General features: G+C 40.5%; 15 protein-coding genes. 10 read left to right on the forward strand and 5 right to left on the reverse strand.

Translation table 11 applies throughout. The features are described from left to right. Positions 1-112: 112 nt before the first annotated feature. The 5 genes from FTT70_RS07915 to FTT70_RS07935 all read left to right on the forward strand — a co-directional run bounded on the left by FTT70_RS07915 (position 113) and on the right by FTT70_RS07935 (position 6,565). Entirely contained in the window at positions 113-523 is a 411-nt protein-coding gene (locus tag FTT70_RS07915; protein WP_026438428.1) for a hypothetical protein, read from the forward strand. 340 nt (positions 524-863) lie between these two features. Continuing rightward, complete coding sequence (locus FTT70_RS07920; RefSeq protein ID WP_096901391.1) at positions 864-2,081, forward strand: acetate/propionate family kinase; 1,218 nt, start codon at positions 864-866, stop codon at positions 2,079-2,081. A gap of 55 nt (positions 2,082-2,136) precedes the next feature. Beyond that, positions 2,137-4,278, forward strand: a complete 2,142-nt coding sequence (gene pta / locus FTT70_RS07925; RefSeq protein WP_180168480.1) for a phosphate acetyltransferase — start codon at positions 2,137-2,139, stop codon at positions 4,276-4,278. 395 nt (positions 4,279-4,673) lie between these two features. Continuing rightward, entirely contained in the window at positions 4,674-5,849 is a 1,176-nt protein-coding gene (locus FTT70_RS07930) for a reverse transcriptase family protein (protein WP_180168481.1), read from the forward strand. Next, entirely contained in the window at positions 5,846-6,565 is a 720-nt protein-coding gene (locus FTT70_RS07935; RefSeq protein ID WP_180168482.1) for a retron Ec48 family effector membrane protein, read from the forward strand. Before FTT70_RS07930 ends, FTT70_RS07935 begins: the two co-directional genes overlap by 4 nt. A 248-nt stretch (positions 6,566-6,813) precedes the next feature. On the opposite strand, the gene FTT70_RS07940 is transcribed toward FTT70_RS07935, so the two are convergent. Continuing rightward, entirely contained in the window at positions 6,814-7,425 is a 612-nt protein-coding gene (locus tag FTT70_RS07940; RefSeq protein WP_180168483.1) for a class I SAM-dependent methyltransferase, read from the reverse strand. 236 nt (positions 7,426-7,661) lie between these two features. On the opposite strand from FTT70_RS07940, the gene FTT70_RS07945 reads away from it, so the two are divergent. Next, the gene (locus tag FTT70_RS07945) at positions 7,662-9,188 is read left to right on the forward strand and encodes a fumarate hydratase (protein ID WP_004974861.1); all 1,527 of its coding nucleotides are present in this window, start codon (positions 7,662-7,664) and stop codon (positions 9,186-9,188) included. Between the two features lie 102 nt (positions 9,189-9,290). Here the strand turns inward: FTT70_RS07945 and FTT70_RS07950 are convergent, their stop codons facing one another. From FTT70_RS07950 to tig, 4 genes are all read right to left on the reverse strand, one after another. Then, positions 9,291-10,007 (reverse strand): DUF2846 domain-containing protein, encoded by a 717-nt coding sequence (locus FTT70_RS07950; protein WP_180168484.1) that lies wholly within the window; start codon positions 10,005-10,007, stop codon positions 9,291-9,293. A gap of 193 nt (positions 10,008-10,200) precedes the next feature. After that, a complete protein-coding gene (gene clpX, locus FTT70_RS07955; RefSeq protein ID WP_004974856.1) occupies positions 10,201-11,511 on the reverse strand; it encodes an ATP-dependent protease ATP-binding subunit ClpX in 1,311 nt (436 codons plus the stop codon). 29 nt (positions 11,512-11,540) lie between these two features. Continuing rightward, positions 11,541-12,146 (reverse strand): ATP-dependent Clp endopeptidase proteolytic subunit ClpP, encoded by a 606-nt coding sequence (gene clpP, locus FTT70_RS07960; RefSeq protein ID WP_004974855.1) that lies wholly within the window; start codon positions 12,144-12,146, stop codon positions 11,541-11,543. A gap of 190 nt (positions 12,147-12,336) precedes the next feature. After that, positions 12,337-13,668, reverse strand: coding sequence for a trigger factor (gene tig / locus FTT70_RS07965; RefSeq protein ID WP_180168485.1), 1,332 nt, complete (start codon positions 13,666-13,668; stop codon positions 12,337-12,339). A 265-nt stretch (positions 13,669-13,933) separates the two neighbouring features. On the opposite strand from tig, the gene FTT70_RS07970 reads away from it, so the two are divergent. The 4 genes from FTT70_RS07970 (at position 13,934) to FTT70_RS07985 (ending at position 20,548) form a co-directional block, all read left to right on the forward strand. Next, positions 13,934-16,072 carry a TonB-dependent receptor domain-containing protein gene (locus FTT70_RS07970; protein ID WP_180168486.1) on the forward strand — a complete coding sequence of 713 codons (2,139 nt, stop codon included), beginning with the start codon at positions 13,934-13,936 and terminating at the stop codon, positions 16,070-16,072. A gap of 295 nt (positions 16,073-16,367) precedes the next feature. After that, positions 16,368-18,602 (forward strand): catecholate siderophore receptor Fiu, encoded by a 2,235-nt coding sequence (locus FTT70_RS07975; RefSeq protein ID WP_180168487.1) that lies wholly within the window; start codon positions 16,368-16,370, stop codon positions 18,600-18,602. 159 nt (positions 18,603-18,761) lie between these two features. Further along, positions 18,762-19,445 carry a Fe2+-dependent dioxygenase gene (locus tag FTT70_RS07980; RefSeq protein WP_180168488.1) on the forward strand — a complete coding sequence of 228 codons (684 nt, stop codon included), beginning with the start codon at positions 18,762-18,764 and terminating at the stop codon, positions 19,443-19,445. Further along, complete coding sequence (locus tag FTT70_RS07985; protein ID WP_180168489.1) at positions 19,442-20,548, forward strand: alpha-hydroxy acid oxidase; 1,107 nt, start codon at positions 19,442-19,444, stop codon at positions 20,546-20,548. The genes FTT70_RS07980 and FTT70_RS07985 overlap by 4 nt, the downstream gene beginning before the upstream one ends. Positions 20,549-20,642 lie beyond the last annotated feature (94 nt).

Genomic DNA, 20,642 nt, shown 5'->3' on the forward strand with positions numbered 1-20,642 from the left:
TTTTTAGACATTGTTTTAAGACACAGTTCCACTACACATTTCTGCCTCACGCTCACTTAAAATAAAAACACCATCAAGATTAGAAAAATCATCAAAAAGAGTGGCGATGCTTATGTTTTATTATTTGATTATTAGTACCTTTGCTTTAGCACTGTTGGTGTCGTTCATTGTCATGCGTCTGTTTTCCAGCTCCATCAATGCAATTTTGGCGCGTATCATCCACGACCCAATTCATGAAGCATGGGCAAAGTACACCAAATTTGCAGGCATGGTGGTCGGCACATCTTCAGGCATTCGTATTTACGATATGGAAAAATACATTACCCCACTCACCTATGCCGAAAATGACAAAAGAATTGTGATTGAACTGACGCAAGAACGCTGGGTATTGGAAATTTACCGCACCATTATTGAAACCTTACAAGGCTTGGCGTGGATGATGTTGGTGTTTTTTATGGTGGCACTGATTGCTTATGTGATTGTCCGTTGGTCGGAAATTAAATACGCTGCCAAATCAAAATAAACCGACAAAGATTGAGGAAATAATTTAAAACAGTTTGCCACTCGCCTGCAGAATGAAGTGTGCTATGTTAAGAGAATACAACAGGAATTAAGCAGAAATTTTAGACCATCATTTCATGAAAAAATGAAAGTTTCGGGCTGATAAATTTTAATTATTTCTGATTTCATGGTCGATAATGCTTAAGTCTAATCTCCTAAAGTCTATCTAGGAGCAATAAAAAACCCATGATAAAACATACGTAATGATCAAGATTGCAACACAATAGATTGCCGTTTGCCATATCTTGCAATGCAGCTTGATTGACTAGGGATAACTTCAATTAGAATTCGGGTACATAAAAGTGACTACATCAGTATTAGTGATTAACTGCGGATCTTCTTCTATCAAATATGCGCTTGTATCTGAAAGCGTTGGAGATCGTATCTTTGGTTTGGCAGAAAATCTAGGTTCTGCTGATGCGCGCATTAAAGGCATTACCGCAGGTGGTGAGCCGCTCGAACTTTCTATTCCACATGCTGACCATGAAAAAGCATTGGAAACTATTCTTGGTCGCTTATCTCAATATAAGCCACAAGCCATTGGTCACCGCGTTGTACACGGCGGTACTTTAACCAAAGCAGAATTATTAACTGAAGAAATCGTGCAACGTATTCGTGAAGCAACTCCGCTTGCACCTTTACACAACCCTGCACACTTGGTGGGTATTGAAGCAACAATGCGTTTGTTCCCAGAACTTCCGCAAGTGGCTGTATTTGATACTGCATTCCACCAAACGATGCCTGCTCACGCTTACCGTTATGCAGTGCCTAAATTCTTATATACCGACCACAACGTACGTCGTTATGGCTTCCACGGTACAAGTCACGCATACGTTTCAGAGCGCGGTTCAGAGTTGGCTGGCAGCTTCAAACAAGGTGGCTGGTTAACTGCTCACTTGGGTAACGGTAGCTCGACTTGTGCAATCTGGAATGGTCAAAGTGTAGACACATCGATGGGCCTAACCCCACTTGAAGGTTTGGTGATGGGTACTCGTAGTGGTGATGTAGACCCAAGCTTACACAGCTTCCTTGCAAGCAACTTAGGTTGGGATATCTACAAAATTGACAAAATGCTAAACAGCCAAAGTGGTTTACTTGGTTTGTCAGGCTTATCGAACGACATGCGTACCCTGATTGAAGCATCTGAACAAGGCAACGAAGATGCAACGCTTGCAATTGAAGTATTCTGCTACCGTTTAGCTAAATCTTTAGCTGCACTTAGCTGTGGTTTACCACGCTTAGATGGCTTATTCTTCACAGGTGGTATTGGCGAAAACTCTGCGTACATCCGTGAAAAAACTGTATCTTACTTGCCACACTTTGGCTTTAACTTCAGCAAAGAACGCAATGACAGCTTAAAACGCGGTACTGAAGGTCGTATTGATGCAGGTACAGGCGGTCCACAAATTTGGGTTGTACCAACTGACGAAGAAGGCCGTATTGCGAAAGAAACTGCGCAAGTTGCAGAGGAGCTAAAGTCAGCTGCAAAAAAGTCTGAATGTGACGCTGCGATTGCTTAAGCAATCGTAGTGCTCAGCCACTTTCAATCAGTCCCTTTACGATTTAGAAAAAATTATGAAAACAATACTTTTGGTTCCTACAGAAATTGGTGTTGGTTTAACATCAGCATGTTTAGGTTTAATTTACGCTTTGGAATGCCAAGGCGTAAAAGCAGGTTTCTTAAAGCCTTTTTCACAAGAATTACAACCTGAAGCAGACCGCACAACTGCGTTGTATCGTCACCTGTTCAAGCATGAAACAGTTGAGCCGATTTCTTATACTGCGCTGACTGAGCGTTTAAAAAATGATGAAAATGACGAATTGCTTGAAGATGCAGTTCGTTTACATCGTGAAATTTCTAAACATCACGATATCATTATTGTAGAAGGCGTGTTGCCAAACGGACGTGATCCATTTGCAACTGAATTGAATGCAAATTTGGCTAAAGCACTTGATGCAAAAGTCATTATTGTCAGCAATGCCGACATCAACAATGCTGTTAAAACAGCGTCAAAAGTAGACAATCAATTACGTTTCTTTGGTGGTGCAACTTGTGAGCGTACTGCGGGCGTATTGTTTATGCGTACCAAAGGTTTACCAGAAGATTCTGCACAAATTCCTGTTACGCTTGATCCAAACTTACGTTTAATTAGCGACACCAACCAGTTTGTCAGCAAAATTCAAACTACACATCCAATGATTGGTAAAGATTGCATGCCAGTGATTGGCTTGGTGCCATTCAGCAATACTTTAAGTGTGCCACGCATGTCGGACTTGGCTGCACACATTTCTGCAGAATGGATTAACCAAGGTGAAGCAGCGCAGCGCCGTGTATTACACAGCAGCTTAATTGCATCGAATATTGAACACGAAATGCATAAATTCGTTGCAGGCGAGCTGATTATCAGTGGTTCTGACCGTGTCGATGTATTGCTTGCCAGTAGCTTAGCCAGCAGCAATGGTATTCCACTTGCAGGTTTGGTGTTAACTGAACATCAAGCACCAAGCGCACAAGCTTTAGAGTTCTGCCAAGCAGCAATGAAAAATGGCTTGCCAATTTTACATACTAAATTGAGCACCTTTGAAACTGCACAACAGTTATTAAACCTGAGCAACGAAATTCCTGTAGATGATACTGAGCGTGCAGAACAAGTTACCCGCTTTGTGGCCAGTCACATCAATGCAGAATGGTTAACCCAATTAATCAGCGATACGCATAAACCACGTTTATCGCCTTCTGCGTTCCGCCATGAATTGGTGCAAAAATCTATTGCAGCGAAAAAACGTATCGTGCTTCCAGAGGGTGATGAGCCACGTACCGTTCAAGCTGCAGCGATTTGTCAATCACGTGATATTGCCCACTGCGTATTATTGGCAAAACCAGAAGCGGTAGTCGATGTTGCCAAAGCACGCGGTATTGAGCTTCCACACGACTTAGAAATCATTGATCCTGACTTGATTCGTGAAAACTATGTCGAAAAAATGGTTGCGATGCGTAAAGGCAAACTTACTGACGATCAAGCACGTGAACAGCTGCAAGACACTGTCGTATTAGGTACGATGATGTTAGCACTTGATCAGGTTGATGGTTTGGTGTCTGGTGCTGTGCATACTACAGCCAATACAGTTCGTCCCGCATTCCAGCTCATTAAAACTGCACCTGATTATTCATTGGTATCTTCAGTATTCTTTATGCTGTTACCAGATGAAGTATATGTGTACGGTGACTGTGCGATTAACCCAGACCCAGATGCTGAACAATTGGCTGAAATTGCGATTCAATCTGCTGACTCTGCAAAAGCGTTTGGTATTGACCCACGTATTGCCATGATTTCTTACTCAACTGGTACTTCGGGTGCAGGTGCTGACGTAGAAAAAGTAGCGAAAGCGACTGAAATTGCGAAACAACGTCGTCCTGACTTACTGATTGATGGCCCATTACAGTACGATGCAGCATCGGTTGAAAGTGTTGGTCGCTCTAAAGCACCAAACTCTCAAGTTGCAGGTCGCGCTAATGTGTTCATTTTCCCTGACTTGAACACAGGTAACACGACGTATAAAGCAGTACAGCGTTCTGCCAACGTGGTGAGTGTTGGCCCAATGCTACAAGGCTTGAACAAGCCAGTAAATGACTTGTCACGCGGTGCATTGGTAGATGACATTGTGTTTACCATTGCCTTGACTGCGATTCAGGCAGAGCAACAAGCGGCTCAATAATTCGTAAATTGAAGTTTCTCAAACCACCTGATTGAAAAATTGGGTGGTTTTTTTATGTGTAGATTTGGTATAAGAGGTTTATGTTAAATAGAAAACTATACTTTTTAAAATCAATAGATTATAATTTTAGCACCTCAAACGTTTCGTTTGACTGCTAATGTTGCTCAGTTTAAAGGTATCTATCTGCTGATTTTATCAGTGCTAGATTTATCTAGCTTGTGGGGAGAGGGTCGGTTCCGTCCTATTTGTCCCAAATAATCCTGATAGTCGAAGGTAGTAGTTTATGTGGTTATCCATAGATGCCATGAGCAGTGAAGTGGGTATAAACTACAAATCCGCATTTATTATATGTTCTAAACATATATTTCGGTTGCCTTCGATTATATCAATTATTTATGAATACTAAGTTTGAATTTCTTGGAAGCCCAATTAAAGATATTGATCATCTAGCAAAAATCTTAGATGTTGATATTGAAGATATTTTATATGCAGTTCAAATTGAAGATGAAGACAAATATTCTTCCAGAACTATTGCAAAAAAAGATGGAAGAGAACGAACCGTATATAACCCAAAACCTATATTCCGTAAAATTCAGAGAAGAATTAAAAATAGAATTTTTTCGCAAATTTCGTGGCCAGATTTTGTATTTGGATCAATTCCTGCTGATGACAACTCCCATGACTTCATTGAATGTGCTCAACAACATTGCTTAGCCCAATCAATATTAAAATTAGATATTGAAGACTTCTTTGACAATATTAGTCAGGAGCTAGTTGAAAGTATTTTTAAAAAATTTTTTCGTTATCCTGATCCTGTATCAGAAATTTTAGCTACCCTTTGTTGTGTTGATTTAAAAGTACCTCAAGGTGGAATTACCTCTAGTTATTTAGCATCAATCGCTCTGCACTCTTTAGAAGAGAATTTGTTTTTGAGAATGAAAAGTAAGAAACTTACGTATACCAGATATGTAGATGATATTACTATTTCTTCCAAAAACAGAGACTTTAACTTTGAAGCTATTATCAATATTGTGGAAAGTCTTTTAAATAATTTGAATTTACCACTGAATAAGAAGAAGATAGAAATAAATAGATTCTCATCTATACCATTAACAGTTCATAATATTCGAGTTGATTTTAAAAGTCCTAGATATGACAAGACTGAAGTAAAAAATATCCGGGCTGCAATTCATAGATTATCTGAGCTAGCAAAGAAACCAAATCATAGAACACATTATTATTACAGGATTGACTTTAATCGATGTCAAGGTCTTATTAGTAAATTACAAAGGGTAAATCATCAGTCATATACTAAATTGCAAAATAAGTTAAATAAAATTTATCCATTACCTAATGACTCGGATATAAAGTATATAGAGAAATCGATAAAAGAATTAAAGGTTTTCTTTCCCAAACAAATTGGAGAGGGCAACTATATTTACAATAAAAAATTCTTTAAAATTCAACATAGAATAGGATTCTTAAAGTCTCATCCAAAAAAAATATATGATAGTAAAGCCTTTGATCTTAATGCAGAACTGCAATTATATCGGATAAGAAACAAGGTATGAGCACAGGTTTAGAAAAAGAAGCTAAGTTAGTATATTTGATTATTGAGCAACTTTGGTTAGTGACCTCAATGATTGTTTTTTACTTCTGGATTGGAAATTGTTTTGATATATTAAAACAAGGTTATGCAATACAAATTAATAATTCTGGGTTAAAAAAATTTCTAGAATTAAATGACCAGATACTTCAGATACCAATTTTTTCAACGGCTATCACAACACTGTTATTGGGTTGGATTACTGTTAAAATATATCTAAACACATATTTCACTACACATGAGAACAATTTAAATAATCAAGAGGTTAGCAGATATTCAACTTATCTTAAGCATTATGAAAATTTTATTATGATGTTAGAAATAAAAGTCAGTAAATTGAAATATCTGTCACCTAATAGTATTGATAAATTAGCCCTTTATACTTATATTTTCCCAAATGTAAAAAATGGCGATCTAAGCATATGTAATGATTATAAAAATATTATTAAATCATTTAATGTATCTATAGATTTCTTAAATCATAATTTACCTAAAAAGCTTGGTTATACTGATCATATTGATTTATTAATAGAAAATTCAAAAAAAATGGGAATTGAACTTCCTAGATATGAAAGAAAGCAATTTTTGAAAATTGAGCATGAGTTATACGATTTAATTAATCATATAAATAGAAACATTAATGTTTCAGATATACTAGAAGCAAAATATAGTATCTATTAAGTAAAATTACAGCACTGGCTCTAATAATTGACATAAAAATTTTAATAATAAAGTTCATGTATAGGATTAGTTTTTCTAGAATTAACATAATACAGCTTATGCGCAATGATTTTTAAATTGTATTATAATTCAACACATTAAAACAATCTTATAGCCCACGCACCCTGAAATGGACTTTTTTTATTGTTTTTCACGTTCCACGCTCAATTCTCAATCATTGTTCCACATTAGGATTTAGCATGACTAAATCACAACCTCTGCGCCAACCACACCGTATGCCCTGCACAGTCCTGATCTTCAGCTTGCATGCCTAATACCTTAAAACCATGTTGTGCTAACAATTGACGGTATTCTTCTGGCGACAAACTGGCATGATAAAGTGCCTCGCCAAACATATCCCCAATCGCCTCACCTGCCGCAGGTCCGCTGCTAAACATGAGAACCGTATTGGCGGTAGACCATTGCGCAAATTTTTCGAACATGCAGCGCTGATCGTTTGGCGTTAAATGAAAAAAGCTATCCCACGCCAAAATACCATCAAAGCACCGATTCAAGTTCACTGAGCGCATATCGGCTTCAATCCAGCACTGTTCAGGAAAATGTTCACGTGCCATCTCCAGCATGCTGTCTGCGCTATCTACTCCTGTAAGTTGATGCCCATGCTGTAATAGATATGTAGCAATAGGACGCCCCGAACCACAGCCCAAATCTAATATTTTGGCCTGCGCAGGCAAATAAGCAAGAAAACGATCCAGCCAAGTTTTTTCATATAACAACTGACCGCGCAAGTCTGTCCACGCTTTTGCATGCCGTTGATAAATGGGGATAATCTGAGCAGCTAAATGCGTGTGATCATTCATATTTACCCCAAACATCATTCCAAAGAAGTCTTTGAACATAGCTGAATTTGCACCAACAAAACAGCAAAATCATGGCCCGTTTTGACGACATAATTTTATGGATATTTCACAAATTCTCTCAAGCTAACGACTGATATTAAACTTTCGCCCAAAGCTTGATCAAAGTGCCCACAATCGCTGCATTTTATCTTATAATTTAGCCCGCTAGCTATCCGCCCGCTCAAGAGATTTTTGATATGACAACTATTATCAAGCAAGATGACTTGATCACTTCGATCAAAGACGCGCTTCAGTTCATTTCCTACTATCATCCACAAGACTTCATCCAAGCGATGAGCCGTGCTTATGATCGTGAAGAAAACAAAGCTGCGAAAGATGCGATTGCACAGATCTTAATTAACTCACGTATGTGTGCAGAAGGTCATCGTCCAATCTGTCAAGATACTGGTATCGTAAACGTATTCCTTGAAGTGGGTTTAGACGTTAAATTTGATTTAACCATGAGCTTGGACGACGCGATCAACGAAGGTGTACGTCAAGGTTACCTAGAAAACTCAAACGTACTTCGTGCATCGGTATTGGCTGATCCTGCATTTGGTCGTAAAAACACCAAAGACAACACCCCTGCAGTAATTCACTACAAACTCGTTCCGGGTAACAAAGTAGATATTACAGTTGCTGCCAAAGGTGGCGGTTCAGAAAACAAATCTAAATTGGCGATGTTGAACCCATCTGACTCAATTGTAGATTGGGTACTTAAAACTGTTCCGACTATGGGCGCAGGCTGGTGTCCACCGGGTATGCTTGGTATTGGTATTGGTGGTACTGCCGAAAAAGCCATGATGCTTGCAAAAGAAGCTCTCATGGAAGAAATCAACATGGACGAATTATTACGTCGTGGCCCACAAAACAAAATGGAAGAACTCCGTATCGAGATCTTCGAGAAAGTGAACGCACTTGGTATTGGTGCACAAGGTTTAGGTGGTTTAACCACAGTTCTTGATATTAAAATCAAAGACTACCCTTGCCACGCTGCAGGCAAACCAGTGGGTATGATTCCAAACTGTGCGGCAACTCGTCACGCACACTTCCAGTTAGATGGTTCAGGTGTAGCGCATATTCAAGCGCCTAAACTTGAGGACTACCCAGAAGTAACTTGGGATTCATCTAAATCTAAACGTGTAGATTTAGACAACATTACCCAAGAAGAAATGAACTCTTGGCAGCCGGGCGACACGTTGTTATTAAACGGTACAATTTACACAGGTCGTGACGCTGCGCATAAACGCATGGTCGACATGATCAACAATGGTGAAGAATTACCAGTCGACTTAAAAGGCAAATTCATTTACTACGTTGGCCCTGTTGATCCTGTTGGTGATGAAGTCGTTGGCCCTGCAGGTCCGACAACTGCAACTCGTATGGACAAATTTACTCGCCAAGTCTTAGAACACACAGGTTTGTTCGGTATGATTGGTAAGGCAGATCGTGGTCCTGCAGCAATTGAAGCGATCAAAGATCACAAAGCGACTTACCTCATGGCTGTAGGTGGTGCGGCTTACCTCGTATCTAAAGCAGTACGTGAAGCAGAAGTGGTTGCTTTTGAAGACTTAGGTATGGAAGCAATCTACAAATTCAAAGTTGAAGATATGCCTGTATCTGTTGCGGTAGATGTCAATGGTACATCTATCCACGCGATTGCACCAAAAATCTGGCAAGCTAAAATTGGCAAGATTCCCGTTGTAGATGCTGCAGCAGAATAATATTCCAATTTAGTAATAAGCGAAAAAGCACCCAACATTGGGTGCTTTTTTATGCTTACTGGAAATAAATAAAAGCAATGCATGAGATAAAGATGCAAAACCTTACCACGTTCTCGGATCCCACAATTTAAAGGGTTGGGTTAAGTGCACATCTTCCGCAGGGTCATATTTCTCATGCTTGATTTTTTGTGGCTTTTTACGCAACTTACCTGTGGTTTGATCTTCCGCGACAAAGTTATAGCTTTCGGTTTTCAATTGAGTAAACGCTATTTCCTGTTGTGCCGTACTTGAAGGCATGAGCATTAAAGGCCCTGAAACCTCTTTGCGGGTACTCAAGTTTTCTTCATCATATTTAATAAAATACGACTGCCCTGCCTGTACCTGAAAATCCAAATACTTTGGTTTTTGGAAATGTAATGCACCCAAAGGACGACTCACACTCAGACGATACGCGCCCGGTGCCAGTTCAACCCAGTAATAATGATTGTGCAATAAACTTGGAATCCGATGTTTGTTGATAAACATACTAGCAGCGACAATTTCCTGTCTGTTCCATTTAGAATCTGGACGATATAAATACACGATGGCAGCATCGGCATGTTGTGCCTGAACAGGTTTAAAATTTTGCCCTAGTTTTTGATTGACCCAACCACCAATGGTCATCATGCCCAAACGGTGTTGTTCTACAAAACCAGGTTTTTGTTCTAAATCTAAAACTTTTAAGGTACTAGGTGGTTGCGTTTGTTGCACCACGTTTTTTTTGCCATGACATCCCAGCAACATTAAACTGGTCACGACCAAGATTGCGACACCACGCATGTCTATCCCTCACTGCGTTTCTTATTTTTGTAAATCACGTTTTTGAAATCACGCTGCAAATTCATTTTGCAATTGTTGTTTTGAATAATGGGCATCCACGCCTAGGTCTAAGATTAACACTGCCTTGATTTTTTTGACAATAAAAAAACGTGCCGAAACCTAGCGTTTCGGCACGTTTCAGACGAATAGCGTATTAAGCAGTTTTGCTGTCTAATACTTTTAAGTCAATTTTTTCTGCTGCAGGTTCTTCTGTTTGAGGCTGACGTTCGGTCTGAAATTCAGGTTTAGCACCTTCTTCAATCACCGCTTCAGTCACTACCACTGTGCCAACATCGGTACGGCTTGGCAAGTCGTACATGGTTTCGAGCAAGGCATTTTCCAGAATTGAACGCAAACCACGCGCACCTGTATTACGTTCAAGGGCTTTTTTCGCCACTGCACGTAATGCCGCATCTTCAAAGACTAAATCGACATTTTCCATCTCGAATAAGTATTGATATTGACGGGTTAAGGCATTTTTCGGCTCGGTCAGAATTTGCATCAATGCATCTTCATCTAGCTCGTCTAGCGTTGCAATTACAGGCAAACGACCAATGAACTCTGGAATTAAGCCAAATTTCACCAAATCGGTTGCTTCTACCTGACGAAATAAATCAGACAATTTCTTGCCTTCATCTTTTTTCTTCACGTCTGCCGTAAAACCAATGCCGCCTTTTTCTTGGCGTTGCTGCACAATTTTCTCTAAACCAGAGAATGCGCCACCGCAAATAAACAAGATATTTGAAGTATCAATTTGAATGAATTCTTGCTGCGGATGCTTACGTCCACCTTGAGGCGGAATAGAAGCCACCGTGCCTTCAATCATTTTGAGCAAGGCTTGCTGAACACCTTCACCAGACACATCACGAGTAATTGATGGGTTTTCAGACTTACGCGTGATCTTGTCAATTTCATCAATGTAGATAATGCCTTTTTGTGCTTTTTCTACATCGTAATCGGCTTTTTGCAACAGCTTTTGCACGATGTTTTCGACATCTTCACCCACATAACCCGCTTCGGTTAAAGTCGTGGCATCTGCCATTGCAAAAGGCACATCTAATAGACGTGCTAAGGTCTGTGCAAGTAAGGTTTTACCCGAACCCGTTGGACCTACCAACATGATGTTACTTTTTGAGATTTCGACAGCATCGCCTGCTTTATGCGCCTGATTGCTCACTTTTAGGCGTTTGTAATGGTTATATACTGCAACCGATAAGGTTTTTTTCGCAGTATCTTGACCAATTACATACTGATCAAGCGCAGCACGAATTTCATGTGGTTTTGGCAATGGACGTGTTGCCCAATCACCCGACTCAACTTGTTGACTGGTCTGAACCAAGTCTAAGCATACGTCCACACATTCATTACAGATGTATGCGTCCTCGCCTGCAATCAGCTTCCCGACTTCAGACTGCGTTTTACCGCAAAATGAACAATGTTTTTGTCCCTGAGGATGTTCGGACATAGTCACTCCAATATCTCAATCTTTAAAACTTATGGACGTTTTGTTAAAACTTCATCCACAAGACCGTATTCCTTCGCTGCCTGCGCAGTCATGAAGTTGTCACGGTCGGTATCTCTTGCGACAGTTTCATAGTCCTGACCACTATGTTCTGCCATTAAACGGTTCAAACGCTCTTTAATGAATAGAATTTCACGCGCATGAATTTCAATATCTGATGCCTGACCACGGAAACCACCCAATGGTTGGTGAATCATAACGCGGGCATTCTCAAGACAGTAACGCTTACCTTTTGCGCCTGCATTTAACAGGAATGCACCCATAGATGCTGCTTGTCCCATACAGTAAGTCACGACGTCTGGTTTAATAAATTGCATGGTATCGTAAATTGCCATACCTGCAGTCACTGAACCACCTGGTGAGTTAATGTAAAGGTGAATATCTTTATCTGGGTTCTCAGCTTCTAAAAACAACATCTGCGCCACAATTAAGTTGGCCATATTATCTTCGACTTCACCCGTCAAGAAAATGACACGTTCACGTAAAAGACGTGAATAAATATCAAAAGAACGCTCACCACGAGATGATTGTTCGACCACCATGGGTACTAAAGCATTTTCAATTGTTGGAACATACATAATGGTTATTTATTCCTAAATTCTTGTGACACGACTCATGTTCACAATATGAGGGATAATTGTCTAAATTGCAAAATATTCACGGCTTAAATCGTAGATATTTTGAGTTAAATGCGATCAATCTCTGAAAAACTGAAAACCGCGATGCAATAAAAAAGGCGCACGAAGCGCCTTTTTGTATCAAAGCAAATTAGCCTTGTTGACGAGCTTGCTGCTCTTTCAATAAGTCTTCATAGCTTACAGTTGTATCTGTAACTTTTGCAGAAGCTAAGATGTGATCTACAACCTGGTCTTCTAAAACAACAGCTTCAATTTGTGAACGTTGTTGTTTGTCGTTTTTGAAGTATTCAATCACTTCGCTTGGATCTTCATAAGAAGAAGCCATGTCTTCGATGTAAGCATCTACACGCGCTTGATCTACTTCAAGTTTAGCATTTTCTAATACTTTGCTAACCAATACGCCAAGTTTTACAGATTTTTCAGCTTGTTCTTTGAACAATTCATCTGGAAGCATGCTCGAGTCAAATGCTTTTGCACCTTGCGCACCAAACTGCTGTGTGAATTGCTGAATCATTTGTTGACGTTGACGGTCAATTTCTTGAGCAACCATTGCAGACGGAATTTCAACTTCGTTTGCCGCAACGAGTGCATCAAAAGTTGCACCTTTTACTTGGTTACGTAAACCGTTTTTCACTTCACGTTCCATGTTTTTACGAACGTCAGCTTTTAACTTTTCTACGCCTTCTTCTTCAGAAATACCGAAGATTTGTAGGAATTCAGCATCAATTTCTGGAAGTTTTTGCTTTTCAACCAGCTTCAATGTGATTTTGAATTGTGCTGCTTTACCTGCAAGGTTCGCTGCTTGGTAGTCTTCAGGGAAAGTTACATCAATCACTTTCTCTTCGCCTTTTTTCATGCCCACGATACCATCTTCAAAACCAGGAATCATGCGACCAGAACCAAGTACCAGTTTAAAGTCTTCAGCTTCACCGCCTTCAAACTTCTCGCCATCTACAGTGCCTTCAAAGTCAAAAGTCACTTGCATGTCTTTTTTCGCCATGCCTTTGGTTTCTGCCCAAGAAGCACGTTGCTTTTGAAGATTTTCAAGCATTTGTTCAACGTCTTTGTCGTTCACTTCTGAAGACTTACGTTCAACTTCTAAACCTTCAAATTTCACTTCAACTTCTGGATAAACTTCAACTGTCGCTTCGTAAACTAAAGCGTCGTCTTTCATTTCAGTTTTTTCGATATTTGGCATACCAACAGCGTTGATTTTTTCTTGTTGGATTGCTTCAAAAACGGTGTCACGAATAATGTCGTTCACCACTTCTTGATAAATACCCGCACCGTATTCACGACGCACAACGTTTACAGGCACTTTACCTGGACGGAAGCCGTTGATCTTCACAGTTTTGGCAGTGCGTTTCAAGCGAGCTTCAAACTGCTCGTTAATACGGCTCGTCGGTACAGATACATTTAAACGACGGGCAACGCCCGAAACCGCTTCAGAAGTTACTTGCATGGCTTCCTCGATATAGTTAGTAATAACAGTTTATAAAAAAGTGCCACATTATATGACAACATTTAAGGATATACAAAATACGATCTGATCTCGACTGAATTTTATTTCATTCGCGAGCTATTTTTTGTAATTTTTCATCTTTTGTATATTTCTTGTTGTAAATAAGAATCTTTATCATTATTATTAACCAACTCCTTCATGAATGATTCTAATTACCATATAGGTTCAATTGGCATCATCAATTCATAATCAGAGATTTCATTTTATGGCTAAGTTCAACCTACACCCGCTGTGTTTTGCTTTACTTGGGGCAACCTCTACTGCTGTTTTCGCAAATACCTCTACCGATGCGACTTCAACCCACCAACTTTCCACAATTGTGGTTTCAGCGGCAGGTTTTGAACAAGAGCTAAAAAATGCACCCGCATCTATAAGTATAGTCAGTAAAGAAGATATTGAGAAAAAAAATGCGACCAGCATTGCAGACTTACTGGCAGATGTTCCTGGTATCGATATACGTTCTGGTGTCGGTAAAACCTCTGGTCTAAATATAAAAATGCGTGGTCTTGGAAATGATTACAGCTTAATTTTAATTGATGGTCGTCGTCAAACTACCTCTTCAGATGTTACCCCAAATGGTTTTGGAGAAACATCAAACGGATTTTTACCCCCACTGGCTGCAATCGAAAGAATTGAAGTGATTCGTGGACCTATGGCTACTCGCTATGGCTCAGAAGCGATGGGTGGTGTGATCAATATCATTACCAAAAAAGTGTCTGATGAGTGGAATGGGAATGTCACTGTCAGCGGTAATGTCATGGAAAGTAATGCCGAAGCAGACTCATGGAAAACCAGTTTTGTCGTCAATGGACCACTGATCAATGACCGTTTAGGTTTGCAACTACGTGGCAGCTATTTAGACCGTCAACGTTCAGAGCGTATTCAGGGTTCAACAGGTCGTGATCCTCGTCCAAACAAAGCAGATAACTATGATGTTGGCGCGAAATTAGACTTTAAACTGGATGATCAAAATTCATTTTGGATAGATGGTTTTTCATCAACACAAAAATATGATAACTCTGATCAACGTTTAGGTAACTTTATTTCACGTGGTGGCATTGCTGGATATAAAGATGAGCTTGAATTTAATAGAGTTCAAATTGCTGCAGGTCACGATGGACAATATGACTTCGGTTTATGGAAAACTTATATCAGCCACAATACGACTGAAACCAAAGGACGCACCATTCCAACAGATGCATTTCCCGCATTGGCAGGACAACCGCGTAAATTAGAAAATACTGATTTAGTTATAGATTCACACTTAGTCGCACCAATTGCAAATCACAAACTGACTATTGGTACCGAGTATAAAGACACGACTATTGCCGATGATATCGCAGGTATTGGAAAAGAATTTACTCAAGATACATGGTCACTCTATGCTGAAGATGAATGGCAATTAAGAGATAATCTTTATTTCACTTTTGGTGGACGCTTTGAGGATCACAGCGGTTTCGGCGGACAATTCAGCCCACGCGCATATCTAGTCTGGAATACGACACCTGACTTAACAATTAAAGGTGGTATCAGCACAGGCTATAAAACCCCATCAGCTAAAGATTTATATAATGGAATCAATGGTTACAGTGGGCAAGGGGCAACACCAAGTTTAGGAAACCCAGACTTAGACCCTGAAACCTCAGTTAACTACGAAATTGGTTTTAATTACCAACCAACAGACACTTTAAATATAACTACAACAGCATTCTTTAACCAAATTAAAGATAAAATTATTTCTAAAAATTTTAGCTGTCTAACCAATGATTGTTCTAATTTCAGCAACAAAGTTACTTCTTTTAGTAAGAGCTTTAATGCTGATGAAGCAGAGGTTTATGGTTTAGAAACATCTTTACAGTATCAAATTATTCCAGAATGGGATATCAAAGCATCCTATACCTTTACCGAATCGGAAATTACCAAAGGAGAAGATAAAGGTTATGCTTTAGAATCAACTGCAAAACATTTACTTAACTTAACTTCAACTTGGCATGTAAATGATGCATTCGATATTTGGCTACAGCATGAATATCAATCTGGTCGTCCTCGCTATACCGTTAAACCTACAGATGCAGGATCGCAAAGCATTGAAACACAAACAAATAATGAGTTCTCTGGTTACAATCTCTTTAACTTGGGTACAAGTTATCAATTAAATGATCGCATTCGTATTAATGCGGCTGTAAATAACTTACTTGATAAAGATTTTACTGAAAATATGGACTACATTGATATCAATGGTGATACTCAACAAGCTTATAAATATTTATCTATCGGACGCAGTTCTGAAGGTACATATTTAGCAGGTCGCAACTACTGGCTTTCTGTTTCTTATGACTTCTAAGCCTTAAATTTCTTTTTTCAACCCTGCTTCGGCAGGGTTTTCTACCTTTTCTCACTCCTTTTTTTACTGTTGTATCGTTTTTTTAAATAAAAATATTGATAATGATTATTATTTTCAAATAAAAACCACACAAACCTACCGCTCACACATTGAGATTGATAATGATTCTCAATACAATTAACAACACTTGTTATAGATGTCATAACAATAACTTCACACTTTATTCACATTTTGAGCTTGAACCAACGAATAAAGCTTGACCTCGTGTTGGTACATACTTAGGGAAATCGCATAAATGGCACAGATCAAAAGTCGCAAACACAACCGCTCTGCGCAACTGATGGCTTTAGCCGCCTCTCTTCCACTACTTGCTCATGCAGCAAACCCTGAAGATGACGTCACCCAGCTTCCCACTATTACCGTTAAATCTGAAGCTGAAAGCAAATACAAGGCAGATAACTTAAGTTCCGCAAAATACACTCAGCCGTTGTTAGATACCCCACAAACAATTTCTGTGATTAAAAAAGAAATTCTACAAGAACAAGGCGCAACGTCATTGGTTGAAGCCTTACGCAATACACCAGGCATTACTCTACAACTGGGAGAAAATGGCAATACTAGTGCTGGCGATGCCTTTCAAATGCGTGGTTTTTCCACCCAAACATCGACCTATGTTGATGGTGTCCGAGATTTAGGCGCAATCAGCCGTGATGTATTTAACATTGATCAAATTGAAGTTGTCAAAGGCCCATCGGGTTCAGAAGCGGGTCGTGGTGCAGCATCGGGTTATATCAATTTGGTCAGCAAATTACCGCAAAGTGAAAGCAGTCAGGAAATTTCTGCAACTTACAACACAGCACAACATGCAAGACTTTCTGCAGATATTAACCAGGCTATCAATCCAAATACCGCCTTTCGCCTGAATGTGATGGGTCAAGAAGGCGGCATAGAAGGACGCGACTATATTGAAAACAATAGTTATGCCATCGCCCCTTCTATTGCCTTTGGATTAAATACTGCCACACGCCTTTATTTATATTCTCAACACATCAGACAACGCAATATTCCAGATGGTGGCATTCCAACGGTGGGCATGCAAGGCTTTTACAATACCGATTCACTGTTAGCCACTGCGCCTAAAGTTAATCGGGAGAATTTTTATGGTCACGTTAATGACTATGAAGATGTCGATGCCGATATGTTCACCGCGAAAATTGAAAGTGATTTAACCGATCAACTCAAACTGACCAATATCACCCGTGTAGCAAAAACCCACATGAATCGGGTGCTGACAGGCCTCAACACGGGTTCTAGTGGTTTAAGAACCAACGGTTCATCAAACCCTGCCGACTGGGAAGTAAATCGCTCCCGCCAAGGTGTCGATCAGGAAAATAAGATTCTTGCCAATCAAAGCACGCTAAATTTCAACCTTAACATAGGCAATGTTCAACATGACTTCGTTGCAGGTATAGAGTTTTTACGCGAACAGCAATCCAGCAAACTCATGGCAACTCAGCTGCCTGGCGAAGCCACTGCCGATACACCTTGGGCCAATCTTTATCATCCAGACCGCAACCAAGCCATGCCGCAGCTGATTTACAGCGGTGGTTATACCGATGGTGAAACCCAAACCGCAGCCGCCTATTTATTTGATACTTTAAAATTTGGAGAGCGTTTTCAACTGAACGGCGGCGTGCGTGTAGATTATTATGAAACCGATTATCAGGGACTTACTCTGCCACGTGGAGGAAATGCTTTGGTGGCCACAGATCTGAGCACCCACGATACGCTGTTCAGTTGGAAACTTGGCGCTGTGTATAAGCCTACGTTAAATAGCAGCATTTACGCTGCGTATGCAAAATCGCTGACTCCGCCCGGCAGCGCCAACTTTAGCCTGTCTGAATCGGGCAATGACGCAATCAATGCCAAGCCTCAAGAAACCCATCATTATGAAGTAGGCAGCAAATGGGAGTTACTACAAGGCAAGCTGGCTTTGGCTGCTGCAGCGTATCGTACAGAAAATGAAAACCAATCGACCATAGATCCAATTTCTCAGCTTGCAGTACAAGAAGGTAAAAAGCGAGTCGATGGCGTTGAGCTGAGTGCCGTTGGTCAAATGACCGATAACTGGAATTTGTCTGCAGGCGTTGCACACATGAAAGTGAAACAACTGAACCAACGCTCATCGAGTGCCACAACCGTATCGGAACGCTGGTCGCCTGAATGGACGGCAAGTTTATGGTCGACCTATGACTGGGCGGGCTTTAAATTGGGTTTGGGCGCACGCTATGTCGATGAACAAAAACGTGTTGTGACTGACAGCAACGCACCTGCCAACATGCCGAATATTCCAGGCTATGTCGTGTTTGATGCATTGGTAGGCTACAACTTCAACAAAAATGCCTCGTTGAATTTAAACCTTTATAACCTTGCCGATAAAGAATACATCAGCACGTTAAACAATGGTGGTGGTCGCGTTGTACTTGGACAGCCGCGCTCAGCAGCACTCAGTTTGAATTACAAGTTCTAAGTTGTTGCAGCTAATCTGTGTTCCTCTACAAACAGGCTGCAGATATGGGTTCGAGGGATAGATCATTTTGCATACTGTCTATCGCTCGAACTTTGCATGTTGAACAACGCTGTCGAATATTCGGCTGTTTGAATTAAAACTTTTTCAGGAAGAATCGATATGATGCTTCACATTCCAGAAGTTCTTAGCAAAGTGCAAGTCCAACAGATTCGCGCTGAATTGGACACTGCAGCTGCATGGCAAAATGGTCAATTCAGTGCAGGGGCACAAGCACAGAAAATTAAACAGAATTTACAATTTGACCTGCAGCATCCGAGCTATGTAACTCTGTCACAAGACATCCTCAGTGCACTAAAACAACAGGCTTTATTGCAGTCCTTTGCCTTGCCGCTGCACATTCTGCAACCCATGTTCAATTGTTATCAAAACACAGGAACTTATGGCAATCATGTTGATAATGCCGTGCAATATTGCGCACAGCTACAACGCCCGATTCGCACCGATGTATCCATGACCCTATTTTTAAGTGAGCCTGAAGAATATCAGGGCGGTGAACTGATCATTGAAGATAGTTACGGTAGCCATGCGGTTAAACTCAATGCAGGCGATGCCATCGTATACCCTGCCACCAGTTTACATCGGGTCGAACCTGTCACCGCAGGTCAAAGAATTGCAGCATTTACATGGTGTCAAAGTATGGTCAAAGATGACTGGCAACGCAGTATGTTGTTCAATTTAGATATGACTATTTTGCAATTGCGTCAACAACTTGGAGATACAGCAGAAGTATTGGCACTAACCGCACATTATCACAATCTGATTCGTCAATGGAGTCAGTTATGAATACCACGCCATTGGCAGCTTTGAATCACATCCCGCCACATTTACACACCATTGCCGACTATCAAAAACAGGCGCAATTACATTTAGATGCAGCCACTTGGGCCAATTTAGAAGGCGCTGCAGGCGATGAATATAGTCTGAACAACAATTTACGTGCGTTTGCCGATATTCAATTATTGCCCCGTCATTTAAATACTTTTGCAGGGGCAAATACGCAAATTCAGCTCTTGGGCGAACAGTATCCACACCCAATTTTTTTAGCGCCCGTGGCTTACCAACAACTGTTTCATCCACAGGGGGAAATTGCTACAGCGCAAGCGGCAGCCGCCCTACAAGCCCCCATGATTCTCAGTCATTTAAGTGCCACTTCAATGAGCACACTGAATCAGGTTTCGGGCGCGGCAAAATGGTTTCAACTGTATTGGCAAGGCTGTCGTAAAGCTGCTTTGGATTTGATTTTTCAAGCGCAACACTATGCCTATCAAGCCATTGTACTCACGGTTGATGCACCGCACATGGGCATTCGAGATCGGGAACGTCGCGCTGCTTTTCAATTGCCTGCACATATTCGGGCGGTATATCAATCATCTGTAAATACCACTCCGCTTAAGGAAAATCAGCACCCTCTTTTTGATGGATTGATGCAGCAGGCTGCCACATGGGAAGATATTGCTTGGTTGCTACAACACAGTCCACTGCCTATTTTACTCAAAGGTATTTTACATCCTGCCGATGCGCAGCAGGCATATCAGTACGGAGCACACGGTATTATTGTGTCTAATCATGGTGGCCGAATTTTAGATACCGCGGTCAGCCCAATTCAAATTTTAGGCACGATGCGAAAAATTTTATCGCACGATTTCCCAATTTTATTAGACAGTGGGATTCGTCGTGGCACAGATATTTTTAAAGCACTGGCCTTGGGAGCAAGTGCGGTTTTGGTCGGTCGTCCATATATTTATGGCTTGGCAGTTGCAGGCGCGCTAGGGGCAGCGCATAGCATTAAACTGTTAAAGGAAGAATTTGAAGTCACAATGGCACTTATGGGAACAAGCTGCATCAAACAAATCAACAGCAGCTATATTTATCACCAAAATAGCTAATATCAGAAAAATATTTCACAACACATGCCGTATCTGTAAAAAACAGGGAATTATTACCCTTGCAGATCGATTAACATACAGATATTGGTTTACA

The organism is Acinetobacter sp. YH01003 (assembly GCF_013420525.1).
Lineage (GTDB): Bacteria > Pseudomonadota > Gammaproteobacteria > Pseudomonadales > Moraxellaceae > Acinetobacter > Acinetobacter towneri.

Bases quoted from the DNA above. Each gene is read 5' to 3' on its own strand.
- FTT70_RS07950 (WP_180168484.1), bottom strand. From the start codon at position 10,007: ATGCGTGGTGTCGCAATCTTGGTCGTGACCAGTTTAATGTTGCTGGGA.
- FTT70_RS07945 (WP_004974861.1), top strand. From the start codon at position 7,662: ATGACAACTATTATCAAGCAAGATGACTTGATCACTTCGATCAAAGAC.
- FTT70_RS07975 (WP_180168487.1), top strand. From the start codon at position 16,368: ATGGCACAGATCAAAAGTCGCAAACACAACCGCTCTGCGCAACTGATG.
- pta (WP_180168480.1), top strand. From the start codon at position 2,137: ATGAAAACAATACTTTTGGTTCCTACAGAAATTGGTGTTGGTTTAACA.
- FTT70_RS07915 (WP_026438428.1), top strand. From the start codon at position 113: ATGTTTTATTATTTGATTATTAGTACCTTTGCTTTAGCACTGTTGGTG.
- FTT70_RS07930 (WP_180168481.1), top strand. From the start codon at position 4,674: ATGAATACTAAGTTTGAATTTCTTGGAAGCCCAATTAAAGATATTGAT.
- tig (WP_180168485.1), bottom strand. From the start codon at position 13,668: ATGCAAGTAACTTCTGAAGCGGTTTCGGGCGTTGCCCGTCGTTTAAAT.
- clpX (WP_004974856.1), bottom strand. From the start codon at position 11,511: ATGTCCGAACATCCTCAGGGACAAAAACATTGTTCATTTTGCGGTAAA.
- FTT70_RS07985 (WP_180168489.1), top strand. From the start codon at position 19,442: ATGAATACCACGCCATTGGCAGCTTTGAATCACATCCCGCCACATTTA.
- FTT70_RS07970 (WP_180168486.1), top strand. From the start codon at position 13,934: ATGGCTAAGTTCAACCTACACCCGCTGTGTTTTGCTTTACTTGGGGCA.
- FTT70_RS07940 (WP_180168483.1), bottom strand. From the start codon at position 7,425: ATGAATGATCACACGCATTTAGCTGCTCAGATTATCCCCATTTATCAA.
- clpP (WP_004974855.1), bottom strand. From the start codon at position 12,146: ATGTATGTTCCAACAATTGAAAATGCTTTAGTACCCATGGTGGTCGAA.
- FTT70_RS07980 (WP_180168488.1), top strand. From the start codon at position 18,762: ATGATGCTTCACATTCCAGAAGTTCTTAGCAAAGTGCAAGTCCAACAG.
- FTT70_RS07935 (WP_180168482.1), top strand. From the start codon at position 5,846: ATGAGCACAGGTTTAGAAAAAGAAGCTAAGTTAGTATATTTGATTATT.